General features: G+C 70.6%; 12 protein-coding genes. 11 read left to right on the forward strand and 1 reads right to left on the reverse strand.

Features of this window, described 5'->3' with window-relative positions:
* The first annotated feature begins 28 nt into the window (after positions 1-28).
* Together ABZW60_RS32800 and rpmB are read left to right on the forward strand one after the other, a co-directional pair.
* On the forward strand, positions 29-2,017 hold the full coding sequence (locus ABZW60_RS32800; protein WP_355483477.1) for an aldo/keto reductase: 1,989 nt from the start codon (positions 29-31) through the stop codon (positions 2,015-2,017).
* A 73-nt stretch (positions 2,018-2,090) separates the two neighbouring features.
* A complete protein-coding gene (gene rpmB / locus ABZW60_RS32805) occupies positions 2,091-2,312 on the forward strand; it encodes a 50S ribosomal protein L28 (protein WP_131463921.1) in 222 nt (73 codons plus the stop codon).
* 58 nt (positions 2,313-2,370) lie between these two features.
* Here the strand turns inward: rpmB and ABZW60_RS32810 are convergent, their stop codons facing one another.
* Positions 2,371-3,375 carry an SAM-dependent methyltransferase gene (locus ABZW60_RS32810; protein ID WP_355483479.1) on the reverse strand — a complete coding sequence of 335 codons (1,005 nt, stop codon included), beginning with the start codon at positions 3,373-3,375 and terminating at the stop codon, positions 2,371-2,373.
* A 30-nt stretch (positions 3,376-3,405) separates the two neighbouring features.
* Here ABZW60_RS32810 and ABZW60_RS32815 point away from each other — a divergent pair, with 30 nt between their 5' ends.
* The 9 genes from ABZW60_RS32815 to smc all read left to right on the forward strand — a co-directional run bounded on the left by ABZW60_RS32815 (position 3,406) and on the right by smc (position 14,993).
* Positions 3,406-5,019, forward strand: a complete 1,614-nt coding sequence (locus tag ABZW60_RS32815) for a DAK2 domain-containing protein (RefSeq protein ID WP_355483481.1) — start codon at positions 3,406-3,408, stop codon at positions 5,017-5,019.
* An 8-nt stretch (positions 5,020-5,027) separates the two neighbouring features.
* Positions 5,028-7,253: an ATP-dependent DNA helicase RecG gene (gene recG, locus ABZW60_RS32820; protein ID WP_355483483.1), complete on the forward strand. Its 2,226-nt coding sequence runs from the start codon at positions 5,028-5,030 to the stop codon at positions 7,251-7,253.
* A complete protein-coding gene (rsmD, locus tag ABZW60_RS32825) occupies positions 7,250-7,810 on the forward strand; it encodes a 16S rRNA (guanine(966)-N(2))-methyltransferase RsmD (protein WP_355483485.1) in 561 nt (186 codons plus the stop codon). Before recG ends, rsmD begins: the two co-directional genes overlap by 4 nt.
* A complete protein-coding gene (coaD, locus tag ABZW60_RS32830) occupies positions 7,803-8,273 on the forward strand; it encodes a pantetheine-phosphate adenylyltransferase (protein WP_355483487.1) in 471 nt (156 codons plus the stop codon). Before rsmD ends, coaD begins: the two co-directional genes overlap by 8 nt.
* Positions 8,274-8,354: 81 nt before the next feature.
* On the forward strand, positions 8,355-8,918 hold the full coding sequence (locus tag ABZW60_RS32835) for a DUF177 domain-containing protein (RefSeq protein ID WP_355483489.1): 564 nt from the start codon (positions 8,355-8,357) through the stop codon (positions 8,916-8,918).
* 101 nt (positions 8,919-9,019) lie between these two features.
* Positions 9,020-9,211, forward strand: a complete 192-nt coding sequence (gene rpmF / locus ABZW60_RS32840) for a 50S ribosomal protein L32 (protein ID WP_130387616.1) — start codon at positions 9,020-9,022, stop codon at positions 9,209-9,211.
* Between the two features lie 13 nt (positions 9,212-9,224).
* Positions 9,225-9,953 carry a ribonuclease III gene (gene rnc, locus ABZW60_RS32845; protein ID WP_355483491.1) on the forward strand — a complete coding sequence of 243 codons (729 nt, stop codon included), beginning with the start codon at positions 9,225-9,227 and terminating at the stop codon, positions 9,951-9,953.
* 12 nt (positions 9,954-9,965) lie between these two features.
* The gene (gene mutM / locus ABZW60_RS32850) at positions 9,966-10,820 is read left to right on the forward strand and encodes a bifunctional DNA-formamidopyrimidine glycosylase/DNA-(apurinic or apyrimidinic site) lyase (protein ID WP_355483493.1); all 855 of its coding nucleotides are present in this window, start codon (positions 9,966-9,968) and stop codon (positions 10,818-10,820) included.
* Between the two features lie 609 nt (positions 10,821-11,429).
* Positions 11,430-14,993: a chromosome segregation protein SMC gene (gene smc, locus ABZW60_RS32855; RefSeq protein WP_355483773.1), complete on the forward strand. Its 3,564-nt coding sequence runs from the start codon at positions 11,430-11,432 to the stop codon at positions 14,991-14,993.
* Positions 14,994-15,049: the final 56 nt, after the last annotated feature.

Below are 15,049 nucleotides of genomic sequence, written 5' to 3' on the forward strand. Positions count from 1 at the left end.
CGAAACCACAACCACCACGGGATCTCTTTTGACTGACCACAAGCTCCGCTGGGGCATCATCGGCACCGGCAACATCGCGTCCCGGTTCGCCAGCCAGGTACCGACGTCGGCGACCAACGAGGTCGTCGCCGTCGGCAGCCGGTCACTGGACTCGGCGAACGCCTTCGCCGACAAGTGGGACATCGCCGGCCGGCACGGCTCGTACGACGACCTGCTCGCCGACGAGACCGTCGAGGCGGTCTACATCGCCACCCCGCACCCGACGCACGTCGAGTGGGCGATCAAGGCCGCCGAGGCCGGCAAACACGTGCTGTGCGAGAAGCCGCTCGCGATCAACCGGGCCTGGGCCGAGGCGATGATCGAGGCCGCGGTCCGCAACGACGTCTTCCTGATGGAGGCGTACATGTACCGGTGCCTGCCGCAGACCAAGCTGGTCACCCAGCTGGTCCGCGACGGCGAGATCGGCACCGCCCACCAGGTCCAGGCCACGTTCGCGTTCGCCGCCGGGTTCCGGCCGGAGAGCCGGATCTTCGCCGACGACCTGGCCGGCGGCGGCATCCTCGACGTCGGCGGGTACCCGGTGTCGTACGCCCGCCTGATCGCCGGCGCCGCGACCGGGCAGCCGTACGCCGAACCGGCCGCGGTGAACGCGGTGGGCCACGTCGGCGAGACCGGCGCCGACGAATGGACCGTGGCGACGCTGTTCTTCGACGGCGGCGTCACCGCGCAGATCAGCACCGGCGTCCGGCTCGCCGACCAGAACCAGGTGCGGATCTTCGGCAGCGAGGGCTACCTCGTCGTCGAGGACCCGTGGTTCGGCGGCGACGGCAAGCCGGCCCACGTCACCCTGCACCGGGTGGGGGAGGAGCCGCGGGAGATCGCCGCGGAGCCGGCCCTGATCTACACGGCCGAGGCCGAGGCGGTCCAGGCGGCGATCGCGGCCGGCGCGCAGGAGGCGCCGGAGATGAGCTGGGCGGACACGCTCGGCAACCTCACCGTCCAGGACCAGTGGCGGGCCGCGATCGGGCAGCAGTACGCGAGCGAGCGGGACGACGCGATCATCCCGACCGCGACCGGCCGGCCGCTCACCCGCCGCGACGACGCCCCGATGACGTACGGCAAGGTGCCGGGCGTCGACAAGCAGGTCTCCCGGCTCGTCATGGGCGTCGACAACCAGCAGACGCTGACGCATGCCGCGGTGATCTTCGACGACTTCGTCGAGCGCGGCGGGACGACGTTCGACACGGCGTACATCTACGGCGGCGGCCGCGGCGAGAAGCTGCTCGGGCAGTGGATGACGTCGCGTGGCAACCGGGACGACGTCGTGGTCATCGGCAAGGGTGCGCACACACCGCACTGCGATCCCGAGTCGATCACCCGGCAGCTGCACGAGAGCCTCGAGCGGCTGCAGACCGACCACGTCGACCTGTACTTCATGCACCGCGACAACGAGGACATCCCGGTGTCGGAGTTCGTCGACGTGCTCGACGAGCACTTCAAGGCCGGCCGGATCAAGGCCTTCGGCGGCTCGAACTGGTCCACCGAGCGCTTCGACGAGGCCAATGCCTACGCCGAGGCGCACAGCAAGCAGCCGTTCACACTGCTGAGCAACCACCTCAGCCTCGCGCGGGCGTACGACGTACCGTGGGCCGGCTGCCGGCACGTCAGCGACGACGCGTCGCAGAAGTGGCTGCGGGAGCGGCAGGTCGCGCTCTTCCCGTGGTCGAGCCAGGCACGCGGGTTCTTCACCGGACGGGCCAAGCCGGAGGACACCTCGGACGCCGAGCTCGTCCGCTGCTTCTACTCCGACGACAACTTCCGCCGGCTGGACCGTGCGCGGGAGCTCGCGGCGGCCAAGGGCGTCGAGCCGACGGCGATCGCACTGGCCTGGCTGCTGCACCAGCCGTACCCGGTGTTCCCGCTGATCGGGCCCCGGCACGTGAGCGAGACCCGGACCTCGACGCCGGGGTTGTCGGTCACCCTGACCGACGACGAAGTGGCCTACCTCACTGCCTAGCGGCCGAATTGGTGGGGCGCTCACACCCATGTAACATGATCTGTCGGAGTAACGACCCTGAACACGGAGAATCATGTCTAAGAAGTGCGATGTCTGCGGCAAGCAGCCGACGTTCGGCAACAGCGTTGCCCGTCTGGGTAAGGGCGCGATGATCCGCCGGGTCAAGGCTCGCACGCCGCGGCGGTTCAACCCCAACATTCAGCCGGTCAAGGCGCTCATCAAGGGCACCCCGACCCGCATGAAGGTTTGCACGTCCTGCATCAAGGCCGGCAAGGTCCAGCGCGTCGTCGGCTGATTTCAGCTTTCACTCCGTGTAGGGCCTTCCGATAGGCGCCCGGGTCTCACCCGGGCGCCTATTCGTGTGTCCGCGCGACAACCGTGATCTCGTTGCGGTTGTGGTGCAGCTGGCGGGCGTGGAGTACGTCGTACCGCTCGCGGAGGACGTCCAGGCCGCGACGGGCGCCGTCGAGCGGGTTCCGGCCGCCGCCCTTCAGCGTGACGATCGCCAGACCGCGGCGGCGCAGGTGCGCGGCCGCGTCGAGCATCATCCGGGCGCTCGTCACCTGGTCCATCCGCATGTCGTTCACCACCACGTCGAAACGCACCCGGTTCGCCGCGAAGAACCGGCCCGCCGTCGTCGCCTCGTGATGGATCCGGCGGTCGCCGCGCAGCCGCGGGTCGAGCGAACCCGGGTCGACCGACCACACCTCCTGCCCGTGCAGCCGCAGGATCCGCGTCCAGCCGCCCGGCGAGGCGCCGAGGTCGACGGCCTTCCCGTGCCTCGGCAGCTCCAGGCCGAAGGTCGCGATCGCCTCCTCCAGCTTGAACTCCGACCGCGACACCCGCTCGTCACCCCGCGCCAGCCGCATCCGCCCACCCGGCCAGTCCGACAGGCTGTCCGCCAGCCGGTTGAGGCCGATCAGGATCGCCTTCCGGCCGACGAAGCACGAGACGACCCACTCCTGACCCGAGCGCGTGACAGCCACCCCGCGACCGGTCAGCGCTTCCTCCAGGCGGTGGTAGTACGACCCGCCGGTGCCGGCGTCGTCGGTCCAGGCCTGCACGGCGAGCGCCTTCGGGTACTCCGGCAGCTCACCCAGCACCACCTCGGCCAGCTCGTACTCCGGCGGCAGTTCCTCGAAGCTCGCGATCTCCACGGTCAGATGCCGGACGAACATGATCCGTCCCGCGTCACATGCCGCGGCCAGCTCCCGCACCGCGGGGCCGTCCACCCGCCCGAGCTCCGCGCCGACCCGCTGGATCCGCACGTCCCGGCCGAACTCGCCCCGGATCTCGCGCACGGCCAGCTCGTAACTGTCGGCCGCGGCCGAGAACAACACACTCCTACCACCGCTCACCCGGGAACCCTACGCGTTAGCCTTCCGGGCGTGGAGGAATTGACCGTTGACGTGCTCCGGGCCTGGGCCCGGACCGCACTGGCCGACCTGGCCCGGGCCCGGACCGGGATCGACGAGCTGAACGTGTACCCGGTGCCGGACGGGGACACCGGCACCAACCTCTACCTGACCTGGGAGGCCGCCTGCGACGCGCTGCCCAAGGGCGACCTGACCTTCACCGAGGCGATCCAGGCCTTCGGCCGCGGCGCGCTCCTCGGCGCCCGCGGCAACTCCGGCGTGATCACCTCCCAGCTGATCCGGGCCTGCGGCCTGCGCCTCGACGAGAACCTCCCGCACGACCGCGAGAGCGGCGTCCTGGCCGACCCCCGGATGAGCGAGGCCGCCGCGTTCGCCGACGCGCTCAAGTACGCCGCCGACGCCGCGTACGGCGCGGTCGCACAACCCGTCGAAGGCACCATGCTCACCGTCGCCCGCGCCGCCGCCACCGGCGCGATGACGGCCGCGAACGACGGCAAGACCCTCGCCGACGTCTGCCTCGCCGCGGTCGCCTCCGCCCGGCAGGCGCTGAGCCGGACGACCGAGCAACTCGACGTACTGCGGCGTGCGGGCGTCGTCGACGCCGGGGGAGCGGGGCTCGTCGTCATCCTGGGCGCGATGGAATCGGTGCTCACCGGGCAGCACGTCCGCGTCGACGTCCCCGCCCGGGTCGAGCCGCAGGGCGAGAGCGCCGAGAGCCAGGACGGGCCCGCGTACGAGGTGATGTACCTGCTCGACGCGGCCGACGACAAGATCGGCGACTTCCGGCAGAGCCTGGCCGCGCTCGGCGACTCGGTCGTCGTGGTCGGCGGCGACGGGCTCTGGAACGTCCACGTGCACACCGACGACGTCGGCGCCGCGATCGAGCTCGGTATCGACATCGGCCGCCCGCACCGGATCCGTGTCACCCACTTCGACGACCAGACCCATCATCACGAGCCGGCGCCGGGCCGCGCGGTGATCGCGGTGGTCGCCGGCGACGGACTGGCGGAGCTGTTCAGCGGATCCGGGGCCCGGATCATCCGTGGCGGCCCCGGCCGGCGCTGCTCCACCGGCGAGCTGCTGCAGGCGATCGAGCAGTCGCAGGCACCCGAGATCGTGATCCTGCCCAACGACCACGACTCGATCGCGGTCGCCGAGGCCGCCGCGACCGCCGCCCGGCAGGACGGCATCCGGGTCGCCGTGATCCCGACCCGCGCCCAGGTCCAGGGCCTCGCGGCGATCGCCGTGCACGACCCGGACCGCAGCTTCGACGACGACGTCGTCCACCTGTCGGCCGCCGCCGGGCAGACCCGGCACGGCGCCGTCACGATCGCGGTCAAGGACGCCTGGACGATGGCCGGGCGGTGCCGGATCGGCGACGCGCTCGGCGTCGTCGACGGCGACTTCGCGCTGATCACCGACGACCTCGAGGCCGCCGCGCTGGGCGTCGTCGACCGGCTGCTCGGCGGCGGTGGCGAGCTGCTCACCGTCGTCACCGGCCGGGACGCGGACCCCGCGCTGGCGGAGGCTGTCGAGCGACATGTCCGTCGGCACCGCAAAGATGTCGACGTGATGGTGTACGACGGAGGACAGGACAGGTATCCGCTCCTGATCGGGGTCGAATGACAACGGATATGGACCGCAAGCTCCGCGACTTCCTCGGCGCGAAGACGGCCAAGACGTTCGCCGAGGTGCTCGAGATCGAGACCGTCGGCGAGCTGCTGCAGCATTACCCCCGGCGGTACCTGAAGAAGGGCGAGCTGACCCCGTTCGACGAGCTGGAGGTCGGCGACCAGGCCACCGTCAACGGCCGGGTCAAGAAGGTCACCGCCCGGGCGCTGGACAGCAAGATCGAGATCAAACCCGACCAGGTGCACCGGTTCCGCAAGCAGCGGACCATCACCAAGGTCGTCGTCACCGACGGCCGCAACGACCTGGAGATCGCGTTCTTCAACCAGCCGTGGCTGCTGACCAAGCTCACGCCCGGCACCGCGGCGCTGTTCTGGGGCGAGGTGACGAAGTTCCGCGACATCCTGCAGCTGAAGGGCCCCGGCACCGAGATCCTCGACGAGGACGACCTCACCGAGGCCGAGATCGAGCGCCGGGCCCGACCCTTCCGCCCGCTCTACCCGGCGACCGCGAAGTTGCCGACCGCAACGATCGAGCGGTCGGTGAAGATCGTCCTGGACAGCCTCGACGACCGCGTCGACGACCCGGTCCCGGACCTGATCCTGCGCAACGAGAAGCTGCTCGGACTCCGTGAGGCGCTGCAGAAGGTGCATCTGCCGGACACCGAGAAGGACATCCACGACGCGCAGCAGCGGTTCCGGTTCGAGGAAGCGCTGGTGATGCAGACCATCCTGGCCCAGCGCCGCGCGGTGACCGACGCGCTGAACGCCGTACCGCGGCCGCGGGTCACCGGCCGGTTGCTGGACGAGTTCGACCAGCGGCTGCCGTTCCAGCTGACCGAGGGACAGGCTGAGGTGGGGGAGGAGATCTTCGCCGACCTCGCCCGGCCGCACCCGATGCACCGGCTGTTGCAGGGTGAGGTCGGCTCCGGCAAGACCGTGGTCGCGCTGCGGGCGATGCTGTCCGTGGTCGACAACGGCGGCCAGGCCGCGCTGCTCGCGCCGACCGAGGTGCTCGCCGTCCAGCACCACAAGACGCTCACCAAGATGCTCGGCGACCTGGCCGAGCAGGGCATGCTCGGCGGCGCGGAGAACGCCACCAAGGTCGGCCTGCTGACCGGCTCGCTGAACGCCGCGGGCCGCCGGACGGCGATGCTCGACGCGGCCAGTGGCGCCGCCGGGATCGTGGTCGGCACGCACGCGCTGCTCGAGGACAAGGTCCAGTTCGCGGACCTCGGGCTCGTCGTGGTCGACGAGCAGCACCGGTTCGGCGTCGAGCAGCGGGCCGCGCTGAGCGCGAAGTCGGGGGACAACACCCCGCACGTGCTGGTGATGACCGCGACGCCGATCCCGCGGACCGTCGCGATGACCGTGTTCGGCGACCTCGCGGTCTCCACCCTCACCCAGCTCCCGGCCGGCCGGTCGCCGATCCAGTCGTCGGTGGTCCCGGCCAAGGAGCGGCCCGACTGGCTGCAGCGGGCCTGGGCCCGGGTCCGCGAGGAGGTCGCCAAGGGCCACCAGGCGTACGTCGTGTGCCCGCGCATCGGCGACGACGTCAAGAACGCGACCGACGAGGAAGGCGAGCTGGTCGCGGGGGACGAGGAAGGCAAGAAGCAGGCCAGACCGCCGATCTCGGTGCTGCAGGTGTCCGAGGCGCTGGCCGAGATCCTCCACGACCTGCGTGTCGAGATCCTGCACGGCCGGCTTCCCGCCGACGAGAAGGACGCGGTCATGTCCCGGTTCGCGGCCGGGGAGATCGACGTCCTGATCGCGACCACAGTGATCGAGGTCGGCGTCGACGTGCCGAACGCCTCGACGATGGTGATCATGGACGCCGACCGGTTCGGCATCTCGCAGCTGCACCAGCTGCGCGGCCGGGTCGGGCGCGGCAAGGTGCCCGGGCTGTGCCTGCTGGTCACCGACCTGTGGGCCGGCTCGAAGTCGTACGGGCGGCTGGACGCGGTCGCGTCGACGACCGACGGGTTCGAGCTGTCGCGGATCGACCTGGAGACCCGCCGCGAGGGCGACGTGCTCGGCGTCGCGCAGTCCGGCCGCCGGTCGAGCCTGAAGCTGCTGAGCGTGCTCCGGGACGAGGACATCATCCTCGCGGCCCGGCACGTGGCGAACTCCATCGTCTCGGTCGACGCCGACCTGGCCGAGTACCCGGCGCTACGGTCCGTGGTCCGCAGCGCGCTGGAGTCGGAGACCACCGAGTACCTGGAGAAGACGTGACACGGATCATCGGCGGCGCGGCCGGCGGGCGGCGGATCGGCGTACCGCCCGGGAGCGGGACGCGGCCGACCGCGGACCGGGTCCGGGAGGCGCTGTTCTCGTCGCTGGAGTCGGAGTTCGGCAGCTTCCACGGGCTCGCGGTGCTCGACCTGTACGCCGGATCGGGCGCGATCGGGCTGGAGGCGCTGTCCCGCGGGGCCGCGAAGACCGTGCTGGTCGAGTCGGACCGGCGGGCGGCCGACGTGATCGCGGCCAACATCAAGGTCGTCGGCCTGCCCGGGGCGACGCTGCTGACGCGGCCCGTCGAGAAGGTGACGGCGGGTGACCCTCCGGCGGCGTTCGACCTGGTGTTCGCGGACCCGCCGTACAAGCTGGAGACCGTCGAGTTGCAGGACGTGCTGACCGACCTGGCTGCGAACGGATGGCTCGCCGACGACGCGGTCGTGGTCGTCGAACGCGGGAAACGAGAGCCGTGGGACTGGCCCGAGGGGTTCGCCGCGCTGCGGGACCGCAAGTACGGCGAGGCCCGGCTTTGGTACGGTCACCGGCATGGTTAAGGCGGTCTTTCCAGGGACCTTCGACCCGCCCACTGTCGGGCATCTCGACATCGTCACGCGGGCCGCGGCCGCCTTCGGCGAGCTGATCGTCGCGACCGGCGTGAACCAGTCCAAGAACCGGCTGTTCGACCCGCAGGAGCGCATCGACATGCTCACCGAGCTGGTCGACCCGTTCCCGAACGTCCGGGTCGGTAGCTTCGAAGGCCTGGTCGTCGACTACTGCCGGGCCGAGGGCGCCGGCGTGATCGTGAAAGGTCTGCGTTCGGCCGCCGACTACGACTACGAGCTGCAGATGGCGCAGCTCAACCGGCGGATGACCGGGGTGGACACGTTGTTCTTCCCGACCGCGCCGGAGCACGCCTTCATCTCCTCCAGCTGGGTCAAGGAGATCGCCCGCCTCGGCGGCGACGTCAGCACGTTCGTGACGCCGGCCGTTCACGCACGGTTACTGAACACGCTCTAGGATGCCCCCGGATTGGGCGCGAAGCCGCGGAGTTGGTAGTCTTGACAACCGGTCTCGACGAGACCGAGTTCATGCCTGCCCATGCCTGAAAGGTTTGCCCTGAGCGTCTTGGACCCGCGGTCCCCCCTCGTGATCGACACGCACGAGCTGACACGCCGCGCCGGGTCCCAACGCGAAGTCACCTTCACGGCGCCGGCGCCGGCAGATCTCGGAATCGACGTGATCGGCGTCCCCGAAGGCGATCCGATCCAGTTCGATCTACGGCTGGAATCGGTGGTCGAAGGGGTGCTCGTCACCGGAACGGCCCGCGGCCGCCTGGTCGGGGAGTGCGCGCGGTGCCTGGTCGATATCGAGGACGAGTTCCTCGCTGACGTCCAGGAGCTGTACGTCTATCCGGAGAGCGACGCCGAGCCGGACGAGGCCAGCCGGATGGAGGGCGATCTGATCGACCTCGAGCCGGTGCTGAGGGACCAGGTGGTGCTCGCACTGCCGTTCCAGCCGTTGTGTACGGACGACTGTCCGGGTCTGTGCCCCGAGTGCGGGGTTCGCCTGGCGGACGAGCCCGGCCACGAACACGAGGAACGGACCGACCCGCGCTGGGCCGCCCTCGGCAACCTGCGCGAGCAGGACCAGCAGGACAACTGAACAGCTCCACCGCAGTACCAGCACCACGAGCAGTACCGAAAACGTCAGACTGAGCCGGCCGGGTCCACCAAGGCCTCCGGCCGAACCGAGGAGTCATAACCGTGGCCGTTCCGAAGCGGAAGATGTCGCGCAGCAACACCCGCAGCCGCCGGGCGCAGTGGAAGACCACTGCTCCGTCGCTGGTGACCTGCGTGAACCCCGCCTGCCGCGCGAAGCACCTGCAGCACACCGTCTGCCCGAACTGCGGCCAGTACGGCGCGAAGGGCGAGCGTCGCCAGGTCGTCGAGAGCTAAACGGCACCACCCAGTGAACTCTGCCAACGAAACGGGGCTCTACGCCGAGCTGAACCAGCGGCTCGGCGTATCGCTGGCTGACGAACTACTGGAGCACGCCTTCACCCACCGCTCGTACGCGTACGAGAACGGTGGGCTGCCGACGAACGAGCGGCTGGAGTTCCTCGGGGACTCCGTGCTCGGCGTCATCGTCACGGAGTCGCTGTTCCGGAACCACCCGGACCTGTCCGAGGGCCGACTGGCCAAGCTACGGGCCGCGGTGGTCAACATGCGTGCGCTCGCGGGTGTCGCCCGCGAGCTCAAGCTGGGCAAGTACCTGCGGCTCGGCCGCGGCGAAGAAGCCACCGGCGGCCGGGACAAGTCGTCGATCCTTGCCGACTGCGTCGAGGCGCTGATCGGCGCCGTCTACCTGGACCGCGGCTTCGAGGTCGCGGGCGGGGTGGTCCACCGGCTGTTCGACGACCTGATGGAGTCGTCGGCCCGGCTCGGCGCCGGCCTGGACTGGAAGACCTCGCTGCAGGAACTGGTCGCCCAGCTCGGCGTCGGCGTGCCGGAGTACGTGATCGCGGAGTCCGGACCGGACCACGCGAAGACGTTCGAGGCCCGCGTCCGGATCGGCTCCGACACGTACGGTCACGGCATCGGCCGGAGCAAGAAGGAAGCCGAGCAGCAGGCCGCCGAGACCGCCTGGAAGGCTCTGCGCGCCGCGCATCCCGACAGCGTGGATCCTTCGCAGGCCTAGCCGCCGACCCCAGTGCCCGAGCTTCCCGAGGTAGAAGTCGTACGGCGCGGTCTGGCCGGTTTCCTCACCGGCCGGACCGTCGAGACCGTCGAGGTGCTGCACCCGCGCCCGGTCCGGCGTCACGCCGCCGGTCCGGAGGACTTCGTGTCGCGGCTCAAGGGGCAGGTCTTCGCCGAACCCGCCCGCCGGGGCAAGTACCTGTGGCTGCCGTTGACGTCCGGTGATGCGGTACTCACCCATCTCGGAATGAGCGGGCAGTTCCGCGTCCAGCCGGTCGGTGCACCCGACGAACCCCATCTGCGGGTCCGGTTCCGGTTCGCCGACGGCGGCGGAGAGGTCCGTTTTGTGGACCAGCGGATGTTCGGTGGTCTGTCCTATTCCGAGGACGGCGCCGAGCTGCCCGCCGAGATCGCCCATATCGCCCGGGACCCGTTCGATCCTCTGTTCGATCCGGAGGCGGTGACCGCGAAGATCCGTCGCCGCCGGACCGGTCTGAAGCGGGCGCTGCTGGACCAGACCGCGGTCAGCGGGATCGGCAACATCTACGCCGACGAGGCCTTGTGGCGGGCCAAGCTGCACTACGCGCGGGCGACCGAAACGCTGAAACCCTCGCAGATCAAGGGAATTCTCGAGCAGGCGCATGCGGTGATGGCCGAGGCGCTGACCGTTGGTGGCACCAGCTTCGACGCGCTGTACGTCAACGTGAACGGGGAGTCCGGGTACTTCGAGCGCGGCCTGAACGTCTACGGGCAGGAGGGATCGCCGTGCCCGCGGGACGGCCGGCCGATCCGTCGCGAACCGTTCATGAACCGTTCGTCGTACCGGTGCCCGAAATGTCAGCCCGTCCCGCGCCATGTTCGCTGGTGAGCGAGGTATCGTTAATAAACGTGGCCCAGGTTGACCGGTCGGCGTCGGCGGTGTCACCCTGAAAGACGGCACAACTTTTCAGCGCTCCGTCTTGGACCTCGACCTGGAGCGCATCGGCCAGAACCCTTCCGGAGGACAGCACAATGGCCAAGGCTCTTCTAGGGCATCTTGGAGGCACTGACCCGCGCATGCTCGAGCAGGTTCGCTTGCTCAACCGGCGTGTCGCAGATCTGGAGGCGCACGTGATGCGTCTGCAGGCAGAGAACGACCACCTGGTGGCCCAGATCCACGAGGGTCGGCTGCTCACCGTCGACGAGGCGCTGCGCACTCCCGCCTCGGTCTGACGCGGCAGAGGTACATCTTTACCGTCACTACACTCTGTACGGCGGTGGCCCCCGTCCGGGCCTCCGCCGGTTGTCTGTTCACCGAATGTTGTGCTCCCAGATCTTCCGCCGGCCGTCTCCCACCGGCCTGGCCTCCGCCGGATTCCGCGGATCTCTTTGTAGACTGCGAAGCGGAACAACTTCCCCCGGGTAGCGGCAGCGTGACGAACAGCTACGACGGTTCCTTCGGTACCGTCTGTCCTTTCACGGGTTGGAGACCTTCGCCTTGTACCTGAAGAGCATGACGCTCCGGGGCTTCAAGTCGTTCGCGTCCGCGACGACGATGAACTTCGAACCAGGCATCACCTGCATCGTCGGGCCGAACGGCTCGGGCAAGTCCAACGTCGTCGACGCGCTGGCCTGGGTGATGGGGGAGCAGGGCGCCAAGTCGCTGCGCGGCGGCAAGATGGAGGACGTCATCTTCGCCGGCACCTCCGGCCGCGCCCCGCTCGGCCGCGCCGAGGTGGTGCTCACCATCGACAACACCGACGGCGCGCTGCCGATCGAGTACGCCGAGGTGACGATCAGCCGGACGATGTTCCGCAACGGCGGGTCCGACTACCAGATCAACGGCCAGAACTGCCGCCTGCTCGACGTCCAGGAACTGCTCAGCGACTCCGGTATCGGCCGCGAGATGCACGTCATCGTCGGCCAGGGCCAGCTGGACTCGATCCTGCGCGCCACGCCGGAGGGCCGCCGCGGGTTCGTCGAGGAGGCCGCCGGCGTCCTGAAGCACCGCAAGCGCAAGGAGAAGGCGATCCGGAAGCTGGAGGCCACCGAGGGCAACCTGCACCGGCTCGGGGACCTGATCCAGGAGATCCGCCGTCAGCTGAAGCCGCTCGGGCGCCAGGCGGAGGTGGCGCGCCGGGCGGTGACGATCCAGGCGGAGGTCCGCGACGGCCGCGCCCGGCTGCTCGCCGACGACATCGTCCAGGCGCAGTCCGCGCTCGAGGCCGAGCTGCGCGACGAGGCCCGGCTGACCGAGCGCCGCACCGAGACCGAGGCGAAGCTGCGCGAGGCCCGCGAGCTGGAGGCCGAGCTCGAGGACGCGTTGCGCGAGGACGCGCCGGCGCTGCAGGCCGCGCAGGACACCTGGTACCAGCTGTCCGGCTTCGGCGAGAAGATCAAGGGCACGGCGCGGATCGCGGCGGACCGGATCCGCTCGCTGAACGACGAGGCCGAGGACGGGCCGCGCTCGGGCCGTGACCCCGAGGAGCTCGAGCTGGAGGCCGCCCGGGTCCGCGAGACCGAGGCCCAGATCGAGGCCGAGGTCGAGGCGCACTCCGAGCTGCTCGCCGAGTCCGTCGAGCGCCGCCAGCAGCTGGAAGCCCAGGAGGCCGAGGAGGAGCGCCGGATCTCGGCGCTGATCCGGGCCGCCGCCGACCGCCGCGAGGGCCTCGCCCGGCTGACCGGTCAGGTGAACGCGCTGAAGAGCCGCGCGGCCGCCGCCGAGTCCGAGATCGGCCGGCTGGCCACCAACATGCGCGAGGCCGAGGCCCGGGCCGCGAAGGCCCAGCACGACTTCACCGCGCTGGAGACCCAGGTCGCCGGGCTGGACGCGGGCGAGAAGGGCCTCGACGAGGAGTACGAGGGCGCACAGGCCGTCCTCGACGAGATGGACGAGCGGCTGGCCAAGCTGCGGGCCGAGGAGCGCGACGCCGAGCGTGAGCGCACCGGTCTCGCGGCGCGGAAGGAAGCCCTCGAGCTCGGCCTGAACCGCAAGGACGGGGCCGGCGCGCTGCTGGCCGCCTCCGAGCAGGTCAACGGCCTGATGGGGTCGGTCGCCGCGCTGCTGAGCGTCCGCTCCGGGTACGAGACCGCGATCGCGGCGGCGCTCGGCGAGGCCGCGGACGCGGTTGCCGTGACTCACACCGACGCGGCGCTGCACGCCGTCGGGCACCTCAAGGAGCACGACCTCGGCCGCGCCGGGCTGCTTCTCGGCGACGCCCCGGCCGACGACTACACGCTGTGGCCGGCCCTGCCGTACGGGGCGTCGTACGCCGTGGACGTGGTCGAGTGCCCGGAGACGCTGCGGCCGGCGCTGCGGCGGCTGCTGCGCAAGGTCGCGGTCGTCGACGACGTACCCGCGGCGCGGTCCCTGGTCCGGAACCTGCCCGACGTCACGTGTACGACGCGCGCGGGGGACGTCCTCGGGGCGCACTTCGCGTACGGCGGGTCGGACGCGGCGCCCAGTCTCATCGAGGTGCAGTCCGCGGTCGACGAGGCGGCGGAGAAGCTGACCGAGGCGACGGCGCGGAGCGAGCGGCTGCGGTTCGAGCTGCAGGCCCTGGAGGACGAGCGGGCCCGGCAGAAGGAGTCCGTCGAGATCACGCTGGCCCGGCTGCACGAGTCGGACGCGTCGATGGCGGCAGTCGCCGAGCAGCTCGGGCACTTCGGCTCGCTGGCGAAGGCGTCCCGCGGCGAGGCGGAGCGGATGGCCGAGGCGATCGCCGCGGCCGAGGAGGAGCGCGACCGGAACCTGTCCGGTCTGGCCGAGCTCGAAGAGCGGTTGACGGACGCGGAGGCGTTCGACGACGAAGGCGACGAGCCGGACACGTCGCAGCGCGACCGGCTGGCCGAGGAGGCCAAGGCGGGGCGCGCGGCCGAGATGGAGGCGCGGCTGGCGCTGCGGACCACCGAGGAGCGGGCCCGGGCACTGTCCGGGCGCGCGGACTCGCTGGAGCGCGCGGCCCGGCAGGAGCGCGAGGCACGTGCTCGGGCGATCGCCCGCGCGGCGCGGCGGGCGCGGCAGGCGGAGGCGGCGCAAGCCGTACACCTGGCAGCCGGTCACGTGCTGGCGCGGCTGGAGCAGTCGCTGCAGCTGGCGGCGGCCGAGCGCGCGACGATCCAGGCGCAGCGCGCCGACCGGGAGCAGGCGCTCGCGCAGGCCCGGTCCGCCACCCGGAACCTGAGCTCCGAGCTGGAGCAGCTGACCAACACCGTGCACCGCGACGCGCTGGCGCGGGCCGAGCAGAAGATGCGGCTCGAGGCGCTGTACGAGAAGGCGCTCGGCGAGATCGGTATCGAGGTGGACGCGCTGGTCGCCGAATACGGCCCGGACAAGCTGGTGCCGCCGCTGCCCAAGGCCGGCGAAGAGGACACGCTCGAGCTGGAGGGCGAGCCGTTCGACCGGACCAAGGTCGAGAAGCGGCTCAAGCAGGCCGAGCGGGCGCTGAACCAGCTCGGCAAGATCAACCCGCTCGCGCTCGAGGAGTTCGAGGCGATGGAGGAGCGGCACCGGTTCCTCTCCGAGCAGCTCGAGGACCTGAAGAAGTCCCGGCGCGACCTGATGGACATCGTCAAGGAGGTCGACGAGCGGGTCGAGCAGGTCTTCACCGAGGCCTACCGCGATGTCGAGACCGCGTTCGAGCACGTCTTCAGCCGGTTGTTCCCGGGCGGTGAGGGCCGGCTCGTGCTGACCGACCCCGACGACATGCTCGCCACCGGCATCGACGTCGAGGCCCGCCCGCCGGGCAAGAAGGTCAAGCGGCTGTCGCTGCTGTCCGGCGGCGAGCGGTCGTTGGTCGCGGTCGCGTTCCTGGTCGCGCTGTTCAAGGCCCGCCCGTCGCCGTTCTACATCCTCGACGAGGTCGAGGCCGCCCTGGACGACACCAACCTCGGCCGCCTGCTGGAGATCTACGAGGAACTCCGCGAGAACAGCCAGCTCCTCGTCATCACCCACCAGAAGCGCACCATGGAGGTCGCCGACGCCCTCTACGGCGTCACCATGCGCGGCGACGGCGTCTCCGCCGTCATCTCCCAACGAATCCGCGAACCAGAACCCGTCTAGGAACAAGGACGAGCCCCCGCGTGCTCCGCGGGCGCTCACTTCGTCGCTGCGCTCCT

Source organism: Kribbella sp. NPDC003557 (assembly GCF_040610805.1).
Taxonomy (GTDB): domain Bacteria; phylum Actinomycetota; class Actinomycetes; order Propionibacteriales; family Kribbellaceae; genus Kribbella.

Excerpts from the sequence above, each read along its gene's own strand:
- rpmB (WP_131463921.1), top strand. The coding sequence starts at position 2,091 with ATGTCTAAGAAGTGCGATGTCTGCGGCAAGCAGCCGACGTTCGGCAAC.
- recG (WP_355483483.1), top strand. The coding sequence starts at position 5,028 with ATGGACCGCAAGCTCCGCGACTTCCTCGGCGCGAAGACGGCCAAGACG.
- coaD (WP_355483487.1), top strand. The coding sequence starts at position 7,803 with ATGGTTAAGGCGGTCTTTCCAGGGACCTTCGACCCGCCCACTGTCGGG.
- ABZW60_RS32835 (WP_355483489.1), top strand. The coding sequence starts at position 8,355 with ATGCCTGAAAGGTTTGCCCTGAGCGTCTTGGACCCGCGGTCCCCCCTC.